Origin of the sequence: Microbacterium azadirachtae (assembly GCF_000956505.1) — a bacterium.
Taxonomy (GTDB): domain Bacteria; phylum Actinomycetota; class Actinomycetes; order Actinomycetales; family Microbacteriaceae; genus Microbacterium; species Microbacterium azadirachtae_A.
Map to the genome: position 1 here is coordinate 20,481 of NZ_JYIX01000018.1, position 15,405 is coordinate 35,885.

General features: G+C 72.5%; 14 protein-coding genes. 5 read left to right on the forward strand and 9 right to left on the reverse strand.

All coding sequences use genetic code 11. From position 1 onward, the window contains the following. The first annotated feature begins 17 nt into the window (after window positions 1-17). Window positions 18-947: a LysR family transcriptional regulator gene (locus RS86_RS01175; RefSeq protein WP_045270392.1), complete on the forward strand. Its 930-nt coding sequence runs from the start codon at window positions 18-20 to the stop codon at window positions 945-947. A gap of 149 nt (window positions 948-1,096) precedes the next feature. Here the strand turns inward: RS86_RS01175 and RS86_RS01180 are convergent, their stop codons facing one another. From RS86_RS01180 to RS86_RS01190, 3 genes are all read right to left on the reverse strand, one after another. Next, window positions 1,097-2,488, reverse strand: coding sequence for an MFS transporter (locus tag RS86_RS01180; protein ID WP_045270379.1), 1,392 nt, complete (start codon window positions 2,486-2,488; stop codon window positions 1,097-1,099). A 156-nt stretch (window positions 2,489-2,644) separates the two neighbouring features. Beyond that, on the reverse strand, window positions 2,645-4,666 hold the full coding sequence (locus tag RS86_RS01185) for a primary-amine oxidase (protein ID WP_045270380.1): 2,022 nt from the start codon (window positions 4,664-4,666) through the stop codon (window positions 2,645-2,647). A 123-nt stretch (window positions 4,667-4,789) separates the two neighbouring features. Then, entirely contained in the window at window positions 4,790-5,374 is a 585-nt protein-coding gene (locus tag RS86_RS01190) for a TetR/AcrR family transcriptional regulator (protein ID WP_045270381.1), read from the reverse strand. 94 nt (window positions 5,375-5,468) lie between these two features. Here RS86_RS01190 and RS86_RS20250 point away from each other — a divergent pair, with 94 nt between their 5' ends. The 3 genes from RS86_RS20250 to murQ all read left to right on the forward strand — a co-directional run bounded on the left by RS86_RS20250 (window position 5,469) and on the right by murQ (window position 8,003). After that, a complete protein-coding gene (locus RS86_RS20250) occupies window positions 5,469-6,080 on the forward strand; it encodes a hypothetical protein (RefSeq protein WP_045270382.1) in 612 nt (203 codons plus the stop codon). Window positions 6,081-6,142: 62 nt separating this feature from the next. Continuing rightward, window positions 6,143-7,036, forward strand: coding sequence for an N-acetylglucosamine kinase (locus RS86_RS01200; protein ID WP_045270383.1), 894 nt, complete (start codon window positions 6,143-6,145; stop codon window positions 7,034-7,036). Beyond that, window positions 7,026-8,003, forward strand: coding sequence for an N-acetylmuramic acid 6-phosphate etherase (gene murQ / locus RS86_RS01205; protein ID WP_082076473.1), 978 nt, complete (start codon window positions 7,026-7,028; stop codon window positions 8,001-8,003). Before RS86_RS01200 ends, murQ begins: the two co-directional genes overlap by 11 nt. An 11-nt stretch (window positions 8,004-8,014) precedes the next feature. Here the strand turns inward: murQ and RS86_RS01210 are convergent, their stop codons facing one another. From RS86_RS01210 to RS86_RS01235, 6 genes are read right to left on the reverse strand one after another with little or no spacing between them, the layout of a single operon-like run. Further along, window positions 8,015-9,211, reverse strand: coding sequence for a multidrug effflux MFS transporter (locus RS86_RS01210; protein WP_235281559.1), 1,197 nt, complete (start codon window positions 9,209-9,211; stop codon window positions 8,015-8,017). Continuing rightward, window positions 9,208-10,212: an alpha/beta hydrolase gene (locus RS86_RS01215; protein WP_045270384.1), complete on the reverse strand. Its 1,005-nt coding sequence runs from the start codon at window positions 10,210-10,212 to the stop codon at window positions 9,208-9,210. Before RS86_RS01215 ends, RS86_RS01210 begins: the two co-directional genes overlap by 4 nt. Beyond that, window positions 10,209-11,216 (reverse strand): alpha/beta hydrolase, encoded by a 1,008-nt coding sequence (locus RS86_RS01220; protein ID WP_045270385.1) that lies wholly within the window; start codon window positions 11,214-11,216, stop codon window positions 10,209-10,211. Before RS86_RS01220 ends, RS86_RS01215 begins: the two co-directional genes overlap by 4 nt. 47 nt (window positions 11,217-11,263) lie before the next feature. Further along, entirely contained in the window at window positions 11,264-12,232 is a 969-nt protein-coding gene (locus RS86_RS01225) for an aldo/keto reductase (protein ID WP_045270394.1), read from the reverse strand. A 14-nt stretch (window positions 12,233-12,246) separates the two neighbouring features. Then, window positions 12,247-13,347 (reverse strand): zinc-binding dehydrogenase, encoded by a 1,101-nt coding sequence (locus tag RS86_RS01230; RefSeq protein WP_045270386.1) that lies wholly within the window; start codon window positions 13,345-13,347, stop codon window positions 12,247-12,249. Between the two features lie 28 nt (window positions 13,348-13,375). Beyond that, window positions 13,376-14,095, reverse strand: coding sequence for an SDR family NAD(P)-dependent oxidoreductase (locus RS86_RS01235; RefSeq protein ID WP_045270387.1), 720 nt, complete (start codon window positions 14,093-14,095; stop codon window positions 13,376-13,378). 88 nt (window positions 14,096-14,183) lie between these two features. On the opposite strand from RS86_RS01235, the gene RS86_RS01240 reads away from it, so the two are divergent. Further along, window positions 14,184-15,140 carry an aldo/keto reductase gene (locus RS86_RS01240; protein WP_045270388.1) on the forward strand — a complete coding sequence of 319 codons (957 nt, stop codon included), beginning with the start codon at window positions 14,184-14,186 and terminating at the stop codon, window positions 15,138-15,140. The last annotated feature ends 265 nt before the right edge of the window (window positions 15,141-15,405 follow it).

Consider the following 15,405-nt stretch of genomic DNA (forward strand, 5'->3'; position numbering starts at 1 on the left):
GCGTCTAGGCTATGGTCATGAACCTCGAGCAGCTCCGCGGATTCGTCGAGATCGCCCGGCTGGGCAACTTCACCCGTGCCGCCGAGGAGCTGCATCTCGCGCAGCCCTCGCTGAGCCGGCAGATCTCGACGCTCGAGAGGGAGCTCGGATCCGAGCTGTTCCATCGCGCGCGCGGGCACATCTCGCTCACCGCGGCGGGCGAGGTGCTGCTGCCCTACGCCCGTCGGATGCTCGCGGATGCGGGTTCGGTGCGGAGGGAGATGGCCGAGATCGCGGGGCTGCGCCGCGGGCGCGTGCGTCTTGGGGCCCCGCCGTCGCTGTGCGCGAGCATCGTGCCGGAGGTCGTCGGCGTGTTCCGTGCCGCGCATCCGGGGATCGAGCTCGAGATCACCGAGCGGGGCTCGCGGGGGCTCGTCGCCGCGCTCGCCGAAGGGGCGCTGGATCTCGCGCTGCTCGCGTCCTCGGATGCGGCGGCGGCGTCGCCTGTGAGCCTCAGCCGCACCCCGCTGCTGGAGGAGGACCTCGTGGTGATCTCCTCCGCCGGCCAGTCGCCCGTGAGTCACGGCCAGGCCATCGCGCTCGCGGCCGTGGCGGACCTGCCTCTCATCGCGTTCCCGCGCAGCTACGAGCTGCGCGCGGCGACGGATGCGGCCTTCGCCGCAGCGGGACTCGACGCGGAGGTCGTCGTGGAGGGGCCCGAGATGGACACCGTGCTGCGCTTCGTGGAGCGCGGAGTGGGCGTCGCCGTCGTCCCCGCCATGGTCGCGCTCGATCGTCCGGGACTGCGCGCGGTACCCCTGGCCTCGCCGAAGCTCACGCGCACCGTGAGCCTGGCGCACCGGGCCGACATGGCGCCGACCCGCGCGGCCGCGGCCCTCCGCGACACGATCATCGCGACAGCCGACGCCCTCGTCGACTCCGGCGACTTCGTCGCCAAGGCGGTGTGACCCGCTCTCCACTTCCGGGCCACCGTGACCCGCTCTCCGCTTCTGGGCCACCGTGACCCGCACTCCATCTTCGAGTCGTCCCCACCAGCGGAGGCCATAGGGCGCGCTGGTGGGGACGACTCGAAGGTGGAGGGTCCGCAGAGGGGGCGTCAGCGCCGGAGGCGCAGGGTGAGCGGTGCGGCGATCGCGCCCGCGGCTGCGACGACGGCGGCTCCGGCGAACGCTGCCGAGAAGCCGGATGCGTCCCCGTTGGCCGCGCCGACCGAGCTCGACACCGCGGACAGCACCGCGAGGCCCAACGCCGAGCCGACCTGGTAGCTCGTGTTCACGAGGCCCGAGGCGACGCCGGACTCCGCGACGGGAGCGCTCGCGATCGCCGTGCTGAGCGACGGTACGAAGGCGAAGGCCATGCCGGCCGCGGCGACGAGCGAAGCCGGCAGCACATCGACGAGGTACGAGCCGCCGGGGCGGGCGAAGGACAGCCACAGCGCGCCCGCGGCGAGCAGCGCGAATCCGATGGTCACCATGGGCAGCGTCCCCCAGCGCGCGGCGAGGCGCGGGGCGACGACGGTCATGCCGATCACGATGAGCGCGGTCATCGGGATCAGCGCCGCGCCGGCGGCGAAGGCCGAGGCGCCCAGCACGTTCTGCAGGTGCAGATTCAGGAAGAACCACATCGGGATCCAGGCGCCGCCGAGCAGCAGCTGGGCGAGGTTGGCGCCGCCGAGAAGCGGTGTCCGCAGCAGGCCGGGACGCAGCAGCGGCTCGGCCGCGCGGAGCTGGCGGATCACGAACGCGACCAGGAGGGCCACACCCACGGCGAGCGGAGCGATCGTGGCGGCGTCGGCCCAGCCGGCCTCCGGCGCCCGGACGATCGCGAAGACGGTGAGGGCGAGGCCGGCCGTGCCGGTCACGGCGCCGAGGACGTCGATGCGGCCGGTGCTGCGCGGCGAGGGTCCGAACGCGCGCGGGGTCAGCACGAGGATCGCGAGCGCGATCGGCACCGTGACGTAGAAGACCCACGGCCAGCCGAGGTATTCCGTCAGCACGCCGCCGAGGAAGACGCCCGCGGTGCCGCCGATGGGCGCCGCCGCCCCGTAGACCGCGAACGCGCGGGGAAGCTGCAGGGTGCCGCCGAAGGTCGTCATGAGCAGTGTGAGCGCCGCGGGCGCGATGAGCGCGGCGCCGGCGCCCTGCACGGCCCTCGCGGTGATCTCGATTGCGGGATTCCCCGCCAGTCCTGCGGCCACGGATCCGGCGAGGAGGAGCACCCATCCGGTCGTGAACATCCGGCGCGCGCCGAAGAGATCCGCGAGACGCCCGCCGAGCAGCAGCAGGCCGCCGAAGGCGATCACGTAGGCGTTGAAGACCCAGGACAGCGCGTCGGGGGAGAAGCCGAGGTCGCGACGCATGTCTGGCAGTGCGACTCCGATGATCGACGTGTCCATGATCACGACGAACTGCGCCGCTGCGATGAGCGACAGGGCGAGGCCGCGTGGCGCGGTGCGTGCGCGGGCGACGGTGGGGGAGGTGGTGGACACGGGTGACCTTTCGACGGGACGCCCGGTCGGGCGTCGTGAAAGGAGCCAACGGGAATACCCCCCTGGGGTATTCCCGATCCCGTGTCGTCCCCGTCAGCGGAGCCTATGGCGTGCGCTGGCGGGGACGACCCGAAAGTGGGGGTGAAGGTGGGGCGGTCAGTGACCGCAGGTGCAGGTATCGCCGCCGCAGCAGGCGGCCCCGGAACCGGAACCGGATCCGGATGCGGATCCGGTTGCGGCGTGCGCCTGGGACGACTCCGGCACGTCCATGCCCGGGTTCTGGTCGAGGAAGCCGTAGGGGCGGAACGCGAAGCCCGCGGTGTCGACGGGCATGATGGGCCAGTCCTCCGGGCGCGGGAAGTGCGTGAGTCCGAACGTGTGCCAGAGCACGAGGTCGGCGCCATCAGGGCCGTCCAAGGGGGCGTCGCTCGCGGAGTACTCGGGCAGGCCCGACCCGCCCTGGTGCGCGTTCGGATAGCGGCCGGCGGGCCACAGCTCGCCCTCGCGGTGCGCGGTGGCCCAGAGGTGCTTGGTCGCGAACGCCGCGCGCGCCGCGACGGAGGACGCCGGATCCGCCATGAGCAGCGCGGTCGGCTGCGGCACGAGCTGATACGCGGTCGCGCGGCCCACGGCATTCGTGTGCGAGGCGCTCTGCACCTCCCAGACCCGGGCGACGGAGGTGTCGGCGTCGCGCTGCGCGGCGGACTCGGATCCGAGGGCGGTCTCGGTCCAGCTGAACGCGTTGCCGAACGGGTTCTCCGGGCCCATCGGGACGCGCGCCGCGTCGACCTCGACGAGGCGGTTGTCGGATCCGTCGATCGCGACGTCGAGTCGCGCGCAGAACAGGTGCTGGTGCACCGGTGCGAACACGCCGGGGGCGAGCTCGGTGGCGTGGCGCTGCGGGACGCCGGGCTCTCCGGCGCCCACGAAAACGATGCCCGTGGCCTTCGCGATCACCTCGATCGTGCCGTCCAGGCCGAAGTTCCAGTAGAAGCCGTAGTCGTAGTTGCCGATCGTGGAGAAATACGACACCACGAAGCGGCGGGCGCGGCGCACGTCGGAGCGGCCCTCGAGGTTCGTGTGCTTCCAGAGGATCCCGGTGTCCTCCTCGTGCATGCAGATCACGTTCGGGATCCGCACCGGATGGCCCTGGTCGTCGGCGACGTAGCCGTCGAGGTAGCGGATGACGCCCAGGCAGTCGCAGCCGAGCTCGAGGTGGTTCGCGTTCTTGCCGAGCAGGTACTCGCCGGCGTCGAAGTAGCTGATCCAGAAGCGCCCCGGCGCGGTGTCGCCGTAGGGGACGACCATCTCGGGCACGCTCGCGCGGTTGAGTACGGGGCGGCCGTCGAAGGTCACGTCGTGCAGCACGAGGCCCTCGCGCGCGTTGAAGCTCACCCGCATCGACCAGTTCTCCCACTCGACGAGCGATCCGGTCACGGAGAAGCTCGGCCCCTCGGGCTGGACGATCTCGATCGGCTTGAGGGTCGTGCGCGCCTCGCCCTGCACCTCGGGATAGTAGTTGCCATGGCCGGCGGGTACCGGGACGTCGCCGATGTCCTCGACGCGGATCACGCTGTCCGCCGTGAGGTCGATGTGCACGATGAGTCCCTCGACCGGGTGCGCCCAGGGCGAGTCGAGCTCGTCGTAGCGGAGGAACGTGAGCGAGCGGATCACGCGTCGCCCCACCTCGTCGGCGCGGCCGGTGTATCCGGGGGCGAGTGGCCCGCAGAACGCGAGATCGATGTGCTCGGCGAGTCCGCGGCGCTCCATCGCGGCACGCCATTCGGGGGAGGCCTTGGCGATGGCCTCGGCGCGCTCGTACTCCTCGAACAGGTACTGCGGCTGACCGTAGGGCGGGGCGTCGTTCGGAACGCGCTCGGCGCGCAGCACCTCGCCGCGGGTGATCGAGACCACGACCTCGGTCGCGACGCCCGTGGCGGTGTCGAGCAGGGTGGCGTCGACGCGGCGGTCGATCGGGGCGCCGGGGGCCCAGGCGGCGAGCTCGGCCCGCGTCGGCTCGTCTGGCAGCAGCATCGGCACGCGCACGGTGTCGCCGAGCAGGCTCGCCGAGGCGAGGATCGCGCGAGCTGCCGCGATCTCGGGACCGGTGAGCGGATCCAGCGGGTGCGGCGTCGGGATGGCGTCGAGCGTGATCGGCTGCGGGGCGTGGTGGGGCATCGTCGACCTCTGCGGTTTAGTTGAGCGAACGCTCAAGAAACGGGTTGCGTCGATGATATGCCGCCCGGGGCGCGGGCGCAATGGGTGCTTTCGCGAGGGCTGCGTAGGGGGACCGGTCGCCGGTCAGGCCCGCCAGGGATCCAGGATCGCGGCGAAGACGCGCAGGTGGGCGGCGGGATCCGCGGGCTCGGCGACCTCGACGATCTGCTGCCCGTAGGTGATCGCGCGCAGGAGCGCCAGCATGTCGTCGAGCGGGGCGTCCCGCCGCAACTCGCGGTCGGCGACGGCTTCCTCGAGCGCCTCGGCCGTCTCGGTGCGCCAGAGGGGGATGGTCGGCGCCGAGGCGTCGGCGGTGGGGGTGAGCGACGCGAGTCGTCCCCAGAATCCCACGACGACGTGCGCCTCGGTGCGGGTCGTCGCGTCCACGGGCAGCACCTCGCGCATGATCGCCTCGAGACGGGTGAGTCCGCGCAGGCCCTCGGTCGCGGTGCGGATCCGATCCTCGGTGCGGCGGGTGACCTCGGCTGCTGCGGCGCGGATCACGTCGTCGAAGCCGTCGAAGTAGTGCCAGAGGGATCCGACGGCGACGCCCAGCTCGCGCGCCACGGCGCGGGAGCTGACGCCGTCGTGACCGTCTCGCGCGGCGACGGCGAGGAGCGCGGCGGCGATGTCGCGCCGGCGCGCGTCGTGGTCGACGACTCTGGGCATGCGTCCATCCTTGCGCAGACCCGGCCTGATCGTCGCGGATCCGATGCCTCCCCGGGGTATTGTTTTTGAGCGAGCGATCAAGAACACTGTTCGCATGCTCCATGCGGCGGCGTTGCTGCTGATGATCGGATCCGCGATCACAGCCGCTGCCTGCTGCCTCGTCGCCGGCGGTGTGGTGCCTGGCGCGGTGCCGTGGCAGGCGCGGCAGAGCGCGGTGGTGATGGCGCTCGGCATGGTGGCGCTGTGCGCGGGCGACGGGGACGCCCGGGTCCTGCTGCTGGTCGCGGTCGCCGGGATCGCCTCGGCGATGCTCGGCGTCGTGGGCACTCGCGGCCGCGCGCACGCCGACGCCTGCTTCCACCGTGCGCTCGGATGCGTGGTGATGGCGGTCTGCGCCCTGGCGCTGCTCGGCGCGCGCGTCGGGACGCCCGCTCCGGCGGCCGCCGGGATCGGCCACGCGGGGCACGGCGCGCTCGTGCCGATGTCGCTCGCGGCGGCGGCCGGCGTCGTGGTGCTCCTCGGCCTCATGGTCGTCGCGCGCGTGCGGCCGCGCGTGCGGCACGGCGCCGTTCCCGAGCGAGCGGGCAGGGCCGGCGCGGCGGTGCTGCGTCGCGGGGCGCTCAGCGGACGGATCCTCCTCGAGGCGGAGGGCATCGCGATGGTGATCTCGCTGATCGTCATGGCCGCGATGGTGCTCGTGCCCTGAGCGGGCGGCGGGCGCGCCGGGCGAGCTTTTCCCTATCGTTCGGATCCCGTACATTTTGGTGCATGACCTTCTCCGGCACGGCCGCGATCGACCTCGGCAAGTCGCTGTGCCGCGCCCGCCTCGTGATCGACGGCGCGACCGTGCGCCGCGAGGGCGGGGGAGCGCCGGGGCTCGCGGCCCGCGACGGGGTCGCGCTCGCCCTGGACTCGATCGTGCCGCTGCTCGCCGACGCCCGTCCGGAGCGGATCGGGGTCGGCGCGGCCGGCGCGATGTACGCCACGGTCGAGGCCGCAGCCCTCGCCCGCGCGCTCGCGGACGCGACCAGGGCTCCCGCGGCGGTCACGTCCGACGTGGTCACAGCGCATGCCGGCGCCCTCGACGGCGAAGCCGGCGTGCTGCTCATCGCCGGGACCGGCGCCGTGGCGCTCGGCGTCGCCGCAGAGGCGCGCCGCAGCGTGGACGGCTGGGGTCCGGATCTCGGCGACCTCGGCAGCGGATCCTGGATCGGCCGCGAGGGCGTGCGCGCCGTCCTCAGGGCCAGGGACGGCCTGGGGCCGGCGACCGTGCTGACCGATGTGCTCGCGCTCCTCATCGGCGATGACGAATCCCCCATCACCTGGGTCGGCGGCGCCGCCGCGCCCGCGCGGCTGCTCGCGACCTTCGCGCCCGCCGTCCTCGACGGTGCGGACCAGGGCGATCCGGTCGCCGTCGCGATCCGCGACAGCGCGGCCGACCTTCTCGGCGACACCGCGCTCGCCGCCTCCGGAAGCTCGTCCGTGGTCGCGCTGCACGGCGGCCTCACCGCGCACGACGGGTTCCGCGCTGCGGTCTCGTCCGCTCTCGAGACCAGGGGACTGGAAGCAGTGCCCGCCCGCGGCGACGCGCTGGACGGCGCCGCCATGATCGCCGAGGGCCGCGCCCCTCTCCACGAAAGGTTCGTGCACCGTGCCGAATGAGACCGCGCCGAATGAGACCGCCTCGAATGAGAACCCGACGGACGCCGCCCGCCTGGCGGCACTGATCGGGGAGCTGTCGCACCTCTCGACCGAGCAGGCGGACACCTCGCGCGGCGACCTCGACCTGCTGCCGACGCTCGATCTGGTGCGGGCGATGAACGCCGAGGACCGGCGCGTCCCCGAGGCGATCGCGGCGCAGGCCGAGCGGATCGCCGAGGCCGTGGACGGCATCACCGACCGGTTCCGTCGCGGCGGACGGCTGATCTACATCGGAGCGGGGACCGCGGGCCGGGTCGGGGTGCTGGACGCCTCGGAGTGCCCGCCCACGTTCGGCACGGATCCCGGCATGGTCGTCGGACTCATCGCGGGCGGCGAGGTCGCGATCCGCGACGCCGTGGAGAACGCGGAGGACGACGACCGCGCGGCCGCCGAGTCGCTGCGCGGCCTCGGACTCGACGAGAGCGACACCGTGGTCGGGATCTCCGCCTCGGGACGCACGCCCTACGTGCTCGGCGGACTCGCCTATGCACGCGAGGTCGGCGCTTTCACCGTCGCGATCGCGGCCAACGCCGGATCCGCGATCGGCGCCGCCGCCGACGTGCCGATCGAGGTCGTGGTGGGTCCGGAGTTCGTGACCGGATCCACCAGGCTCAAGGCGGGCACGGCGCAGAAGCTCGTCGTGAACATGCTCTCGACGCTGTCGATGATCCGCCTCGGCAAGACCTATCGCGGCGTCATGGTCGACCTGCAGGCCACGAACGAGAAGCTGCGGGCCCGTTCGGTGCGCACGCTCATCCAGCTCAGCGGCGCGGCGCAGGACGACGCCGTGCGCGCGCTCACGGAGGCCGGCGGATCCGTCAAGCTCGCCCTGCTGATGCTGTTCTCCGGCGCCTCCGCCGAGGTCGCCGCCCCGGCTCTGGCCGCCTCCCACGGCATCCTCCGCGACGCGATCGCCGCCCTGGGCTGACACTCGCGGTGTCAGGCCGCCGCTATCAGGCCGCCGGACGGACGGCGAACCAGGCGATCAGGGCGGCGGCCAGGGTCGCGGCGGCCATCGTGACGCCCATCGTGACCGCGGTCGCGCCTCCGATGCCGACGGCGAGGGGCGACAGCAGCGGGCCCACCAAGAACGTCGACATGCCCAGGAGGGCGGACGCCGTGGTGCGCGAGTGCGAGCGTCGACGAGTTCGGGCCGCCCAGCCCCGCGCACAGCATGAACCCGACGAGCGCGCCGGCGACGCCCCAGACGCCCGCGCCGAGCAGCGCGAGCGCGGCGAGTGCGGCGGTCGCGATCGCCGTCGCCGTGACGCCCAGGAGGTAGACGCGCAGCGGGCCGGCGCGGCGCACGATCAGCCGGCTCGCCTGGCTGCCGGCGATGTGGGCGAGCGCGCCGAGGGCGAAGGCCAGGCTGAACCCCTGCGGATCCAGCCCGAACTCGTCCTGCAGCACGAACGACGACAGCGACAGGTACGTGAAGAACGCCACGCCGCCGCCCGCTCCCGCGCACAGCACCGCGACGAAGAGGCGATCTCGCAGGACGGCCCCGGTGTGGACACCCAGCGCGCGGACGCCGCCCGCGTGCCGGTCCGACGGATCCAGCGTCTCCGGCAGGACGAGGAGCACGACCAGCACCAGCGCGACGCCGATGCCCGCGAGCACACCGAAGATCCCGCGCCAGTCCATGATCCGCGCGAGCTGACCGCCGACGACAGGGGCGATCACGGGAGCGGCGCCGGAGACGAGGAAGAGCAGCGACAGCATGCGGCTGAGCTCCGCACCCGAGAACTGATCCCGGGCGACGGCGAGGCAGATCACGATGCCGGCGGATCCGGCGAGGCCCTGCAGGAAGCGGGCGACCAGCAGCACCTCGATCCCCGGGGCGAGAGCGCACACCAGCGACAGCACCGCGAAGGCGGAGACGCCGACGAGGAGCGGCCGGCGCCGGCCGAAGCGGTCGCTGAGCGGTCCCGCGGCGAGCTGGCCGAGTCCGAGGCCCACCATGCACGCCGACATCGTGGTCTGCGCGAGCGCGTCGCTCGTGCCGAGAGCGGTCGCGAGCTGCGGCAGCTGCGGCAGGTACAGGTCCATCGACAGCGGACCGAACGCCTCCAGCAGCCCGAGCACGAGCATCGCGCGCAGCGTGCCCATGCGCGGGCGGGTGCGCACCCCGCTCATCCGCCGAGCCGTAGCACGCGGCGCAGCCAGCTCTCGCGGGCGGCGTTCGCGGCCACGGACACCACGGCGTCGGGGGAGAAGCCGTGGAACCCGTGGTAGCCGCCGCCCCAGACGTGCAGTTCGGCCTGGCCGCCCGTGGCCCAGATGCGGGATGCGTAGTCGACGGCCTCGTCCCGGAACGTTTCCGCGGCACCCACTTCGATGTACGCCGAGGGAAGCCCGGAGAGGTCGGTCGCCCGCGCCGGCGCCGTATAGGGGGAGACCAGGTCGGTGAACCGGTCGGCCCCCGCGATCGCGGTCCAGGCGGTGTCGTTGTTGTTGCGGTCCCATGCCCCGATCCCGTCGTACTGGCGGGCCGACACGGTCTCGTTCCGGTCGTCGAGCATGGGGCAGCCGAGCAGCTGGCCGGCCAGGCGCGGGCCGTTCCGGTCGCGCGCCAGCAGCGCCACGGCCGCGGAGAGACCGCCTCCGGCGCTCTGCCCCGAGGCGAGGATCCGCGCCGGGTCGATGCCGAGCTCGTCGGCATGCGCGGACATCCAGAGGAGCGCGGCGTAGCAGTCCTCCGCTTGCGCGGGGCCGGGGTGCTCTGGGGCGAGGCGGTACTCCACGGCGACGCCGACGACGCCGTGCCGTTCGGCGAGGTCGATGAGCTCCGGCGTGCCGAAGAAGCGCGTGCCGAGCACCATGCCGCCGCCGTGGATGGAGAGCACGGCGGGGGCCGGATCCGGAGTCCGGTGGGCGGGGCGCACGATCGTGATCTCGACGTCCGGGGCGCCCGCGGGACCGGGGATCACCCTGTCCTCCCAGGTCACAGCCCTGCCCTCCGCCTGCACCGCCATCGGCGGGATGATCGTCGCGAAATGGGCACGGTTCTGCAGGATCGTGTCGGCGCGCAGCGGGATGATCTCGACGAGGTCGAGGAACGCCGCGAGGCCGTCCACGAGCTCGGGGTCGTAGGGGACGGGGACGACGGATCCGGTCACGGTCTCTCCGGTCGTCATCGGGCGCCCCAGACGCGGCGCAGCCAGCTCGCCCGCGCGGCGAGCGCCGCCCGGGAGATCTCGGCCTCCGGCATGTACATGTCGAATCCGTGCGCCCCGCCGCCCCACACGTGCAGCTCGGCCTGCCCGCCCGTGGCCCAGATCCGCAGCGCGTACTGCGTGTCCTCGTCGCGGAACATCTCCGCCTCGCCCACTTCGATGAAGGCCGGGGCGAGGTTCGAGACATCGGCGGCGTGCGTCGGTGCGGCATAGCCGGAGACCTCGGGGCTGAACGCGAGCTCGTCGCCGAGCAGGCACGACCAGGCGAGCAGGTTCGCCTCGCGCTGCCACGTGCCGATCCCGTCGTACTGCAGGCTCGACACGGTCGAGTTGGTGTTGTCGAGCATCGGGCACAGCAGCAGCTGGCCCGCGAGCACAGGGCCGCGCCGGTCGCGGGCGAGCAGGGCGACGCCGGCCGCGAGGCAGCCGCCCGCGCTGCCACCGCCGACGACGATCCGCTCGGGATCCACGCCGAGCTCCGCGGCGTGCGCGTGCAGCCAGAGCAGAGCGGCGTAGCAGTCCTCGAGCCCCGCGGGGGAGGGATGCTCGGGCGCGAGCCGGTACTCGACGTTGACCGCGACCACGCCGTGCTCCGCCACGATGTCGACCACGCGGCCGGTCTCCCAGCTGCGGTGGCCGACGATCTGCCCGCCGCCGTGGATGTTCAGGTAGGCGGGACGACTCCGGTCCCGGAGTCCGTCGACGGATGCGCGCGGTCGGAAGATCGTGACCTCGACGTCGGGCGCGCCGGCGGGACCAGGGATGATCCGGTCCTCCCACTCGATCGCGCGCCCGGCGATCACGGCGTCATTGCCGGGGAACATCATGTCGGCGCCCTCGCGCGGGAGCGTCTCCCTGGTGAGCGCGGGCTGGGGGTTCTGCGCGATCGCGTCGAGGACGATCTGCACCTCGGGGTCGAACGGGACGGGTGCGACGGTCGGGTGGCCTGCGGCGATGACGGTCATGCGGTGGTGCCTTTCAGCTGAGTTTCTGCGACCCCGGATGGCGGGCTTCAGGGGCCTTCGGGATCGACCGCGTCGCGGTCGGCCCAGAAGGGTTCGACCAGGCGGCGGAGTTCGGTGGCGCCGACCCCGTCGACGAGCGCCGCCGCGTCGAGGTTCGCGCGCAGCTGCGCGATGCTCGACGCGCCGAACAGGGTCGTGGTCAGGGCCGGATGCGTGAGCGTGAAGGCGATCCCGAGCTGCGCCGGGGTGACCTCCAGCGACTCGGCGAGCGCCGTGAACGCGGGCACGTCGTCGATGATGCGCTGGCGGACGTCACCCGGATCCCGGCCGATCTGGCGATCGCCGTTGACCTTTCCTGCCAGCACGCCGCCCTCCAGGCAGTCCGAGGCCTGCAGCGTCAGGCCCTGCTCCCAGAGGCGCGCGAAAGGCGCGCCGTCGGGGATGGACCGGCGCGAGACGCTGTACTTCAGCTGCGCGATCTGCGGGCCGGGGACGCCCTCCGCCGCAGCGATGTCGATCAGGGCCTGGATCGAGGACGCGGACCAGTTGTTCACGCCCCAGGCGCGGATGAGACCCGCCTCGGCGAGGCCGGCGAGGTCGAGCACCAGGTCGCGCAGCTCCAGGTCCTCGCGGCGCAGATCGCCGAGGATCACCAGATCGGCGTGCTCGACGCCGACGCGGAACAGCGCGTTCTCGAGCTGCGGGCGGAAACCCTCGGGGCCGAACGCCTCGAGCCAGAGCTTCGATGACAGCAGCCACTCGTCCCGCCGGAGTCTCGCGGCGCGCACCATGGCGCTGAAGATGACGTCCGTGAACGCGGGGGGCATCCCGGGCCCGGTGTACACGCCGACGTCGAACAGGTTCACGCCGCGGTCCACGGCCTCGCGGAGCATGGCTGTGGCGTCGCCGAAGTCCATGCGGTCGTAGGTGTGCCAGGATCCGAGCGAGAAGAGCGAGGCGGGGATGCCGCTCGTGCCGATCTCGCGCCGGGGAAGTGTCGTCGTCTCTCTGCTCATGGTCGCGGTCTCCTTCACAGTCGGGGATCGATGACGGCTTTGACCTCATCGAGCTGGTGCATGTTCGCGATCTTCTCCGAGGCCTGGTCGAGTCCGACGGGCGTGCTGAACAGGTCGTCCCACGGGAAGCGGTCGGCGAAGGCCTGGAAGAAGTCGATCGAGCGGGCGTAGTCGGCGATGTCGCCGTTGAGCGAGCCGACCATGGTCAGCTCCTTGCCCATGAGGGCGCTCACCGGGAAGGCATCCCCGACGGGGCCGGTGGATCCGACGATCACGACGGTGCCGCGCTGTGCGGCCATGCCGACGGCGTCCGGTCCCACGCTCGGTGCGCCGGCGAAGTCGAACACGTGGTCCGCGCCGTGGCCGTCGGTGAGCTCCATCACCTGCGCGACCACGGGGCCGTCGCGGAAGTCCACCACGGCGTCCGCGCCGAAGCGCGCCGCGAGCTCGAGCCGGGCCGCCGGCGCTCCCACTGTGATCACGCGCCCCGCTCCGGAGATCTTCGCCACGGCGGTCGCGAAGATGCCGAGCGCACCCGCACCCTGCACGACGACCGTGGAGCCCGGCCTGATGCGCCCGCCGCGCTCGAAGGCGCGCAGCACGGTCTTCGCCGCGCAGCCGGCCATCGATGCCCAGGTGTCCTTCACCGCGTCCGGCAGCAGCAGCTTTGCCGCGCCGGCGGTGACATAGGCGTACTCGGACAGGCCGGCGGTCGCGTACGGCGGCACGTCGGAGCGCTGCAGGAACCCGTAGCCGCGGCGGGAGCAGTGCACGGGCTCGCGCAGCACGACGCAGCCATAGCATTCGCCGCAGGTCGACTCGGACCAGCCGATCCGGTCGCCGACGGTGAGCGGGCGGCCGAGGGCGTCGACCGTGCCCTCGCCGAGGGCGACGATCTCGCCGACCATCTCGTGGCCGAGCACCATCGGAAGCATGCCGGGGAAGGTCATCCGTCCTTCCCAGATCTCGATGTCGGTGCCGCACAGGGTCGAGCAGGCGATGCGCACGAGGGCGGCGCCGGGTGCGACCTCGTCGGGCAGCGGCAGCTCCTGCAGGGTGAGCGGGGCGCCGTGCTCGGTGAGCACGGCCGCGCGGGTGGCGGTGGGGAGGGTCATGCGGATCCTTCCTGGTTCGGGGAGTACGTCAGACGAGCAGCTGGCCGCCGTCGACGGGCACGGAGACGCCGGTGATGTGGCTCGCGGCGTCGCTCGCGAGGAACACGACGAGCGGGGCGACCTGCTCGACCTCGGCGATGGTGCCGAGCGGGATGCGGGCCTCCCATGCGGCGCGCGCCTGCGGGTCGGTGGCGAAGCCCGCGGTGAGGGGCGTGAGGATCGGGCCGGGGGCGACGGCGTTCACGCGGATCCGTCGGCCGGCGAGCTCGATCGCCGCGGTGCGGGTCATCGCGTCGACCGCGGCCTTGGTCATCTCGTAATGCCCCATGCCGGGCGTCGGCTGGCGTCCGCCGATCGAGGACGTGTTCACGATCGCGCCGCCGTCGGGCAGGCGGGGTGCGAATTCCCGGAGCATGAGGAAGGTGCCGCGGATGTTCACGGCCACGGCCGCATCGAACACCTCGAGCGGCACCTCCTGCTGGGTGCCGCCGCCGAGCACGACGCCGGCGTTGTTCACCAGCACGTCGATGCTGCCGAGCGCGGCTCCCGCAGCGGCGACGGCATCGGGATCGGAGATGTCGAGCGCGATCGCCGTGGCTCCGAGCTCGGCGGCCACCGAGGTCGCGGCCGCGGCGTTGACATCCCCGATGATCACCTCGTCTCCGGCCTCGCGGAAGGCGGCGGCGATGCCGCGGCCGAGCCCGGAGGCTCCTCCGGTGACGAGAATGCGGCGGGGGGAGATGGTCATCTCACGTCCTCTCTGACGGGGCATCTCCGTTATATTCTACAAGCATAGAAAAACGCAACCCGATACGACCTCACCTCAAGGAGCACCCATGTCAGCGTCGACACCCCCTCGCAGAGCTCTCGGTCCGATCGCCGTCCCGCCGCTCGCGCTGGGATCCTGGAACACCTGGGACCGGATGGATCCCGATGCCGCCGTCCGGATGATCCGCCGTGCCGTCGAGCTCGACGCCGGGTTCTTCGACGTCGCGTACTACAACACGGGTCCGCACGCCGAGAACTCCCGCACCGACATCCTGTTCGGCGAGGCTCTGCGGGCGAGCGGTGTCGAACGCTCCGAGATCGTGCTGTGCGGCAAGCTCTGGCTGTGGGACTGGCCGAACCAGTCGTTCCGCGGGCAGCTGACGGAGAGCCTCGAGCGTGCAGGCCTGGATCGCTTCGACACTCTCGTGGTCGGCGACTACCTGGCCGAGCCCGATATCGCGCACCTCGTGGCTGAGGTGAACGAGCTCATCGCCGATGGCCTCGTCGGAGGCTGGGGGATCAACAACTGGCGGATCGGACACACGAGGGCCGCGTTGGATGCCTCCGTCGCGGGCGGTCTCGTCGGCCCGTCGTTCGCGCAGCTCAAGTACGGCATCGCCCGTCGGGCGATGGCCGAGGGGGCCTCGTACGGACCGCTCTTCGCCGACGGCACGCTCGCCCTGCAGGCCTCCGACGTGTTCGAGGGCGGCATCCTCGCGACCGGTCTCGCGCCGCAGCGCAAGATCGGCGCCGACGTCGGCGGCGTCCGGGAGCGGATCCTTGCGCTCTATCCCGAGGTCGCCCGCATCGCCGACGGCTTCGGCGTGACGCCCGCCGCTCTCGGGATCGCTTTCTGCCTCACGCATCCTGCCGCGGCGAACGTGCTGTTCGGAGCGTCCAGGGTCGAGCAGCTGGAACAGAACCACGCGGCGCTCGCGCTGGTCGCGGAGCACGGCGCGGAGGTGCGCGAGGCTCTTGCCGGACTGCAGGTCGACGCCGCCGTCAACGACGACGGGTCGTGGTGAGTTGCGGTGCGCCCTCAGGCGGCGGGGTGGATTCGTTTGGGTGGTGGGTCGATGTTTCCCCACGCGTAGCGGAGTGGGAGCCTCGGGTGCAGCACGGATCGTTGCCCGTCGGGGTGGTGCAGGATGAAGTCGTCCTTGCGGTGGCGGGTGACGTGCCGTCGGCTGTGGTGGAGTTGCATGTGGTGGAACCGGCAGAGCAGTATGCCGCGGTCGATGTCCGTGCGGCCGTCGTCGCGGGCCCATTCATCGATGTGGTGCGCTTCAC

What these genes read in the sequence shown, in the direction of transcription:
- RS86_RS01175 (WP_045270392.1), top strand. Translation starts at nt 18, where the DNA reads ATGAACCTCGAGCAGCTCCGCGGATTCGTCGAGATCGCCCGGCTGGGC.
- RS86_RS01185 (WP_045270380.1), bottom strand. Translation starts at nt 4,666, where the DNA reads ATGCCCCACCACGCCCCGCAGCCGATCACGCTCGACGCCATCCCGACG.
- RS86_RS01190 (WP_045270381.1), bottom strand. Translation starts at nt 5,374, where the DNA reads ATGCCCAGAGTCGTCGACCACGACGCGCGCCGGCGCGACATCGCCGCC.
- RS86_RS20250 (WP_045270382.1), top strand. Translation starts at nt 5,469, where the DNA reads ATGCTCCATGCGGCGGCGTTGCTGCTGATGATCGGATCCGCGATCACA.
- RS86_RS01200 (WP_045270383.1), top strand. Translation starts at nt 6,143, where the DNA reads ATGACCTTCTCCGGCACGGCCGCGATCGACCTCGGCAAGTCGCTGTGC.
- RS86_RS01210 (WP_235281559.1), bottom strand. Translation starts at nt 9,211, where the DNA reads ATGAGCGGGGTGCGCACCCGCCCGCGCATGGGCACGCTGCGCGCGATG.
- RS86_RS01215 (WP_045270384.1), bottom strand. Translation starts at nt 10,212, where the DNA reads ATGACGACCGGAGAGACCGTGACCGGATCCGTCGTCCCCGTCCCCTAC.
- RS86_RS01220 (WP_045270385.1), bottom strand. Translation starts at nt 11,216, where the DNA reads ATGACCGTCATCGCCGCAGGCCACCCGACCGTCGCACCCGTCCCGTTC.
- RS86_RS01225 (WP_045270394.1), bottom strand. Translation starts at nt 12,232, where the DNA reads ATGAGCAGAGAGACGACGACACTTCCCCGGCGCGAGATCGGCACGAGC.
- RS86_RS01230 (WP_045270386.1), bottom strand. Translation starts at nt 13,347, where the DNA reads ATGACCCTCCCCACCGCCACCCGCGCGGCCGTGCTCACCGAGCACGGC.
- RS86_RS01235 (WP_045270387.1), bottom strand. Translation starts at nt 14,095, where the DNA reads ATGACCATCTCCCCCCGCCGCATTCTCGTCACCGGAGGAGCCTCCGGG.
- RS86_RS01240 (WP_045270388.1), top strand. Translation starts at nt 14,184, where the DNA reads ATGTCAGCGTCGACACCCCCTCGCAGAGCTCTCGGTCCGATCGCCGTC.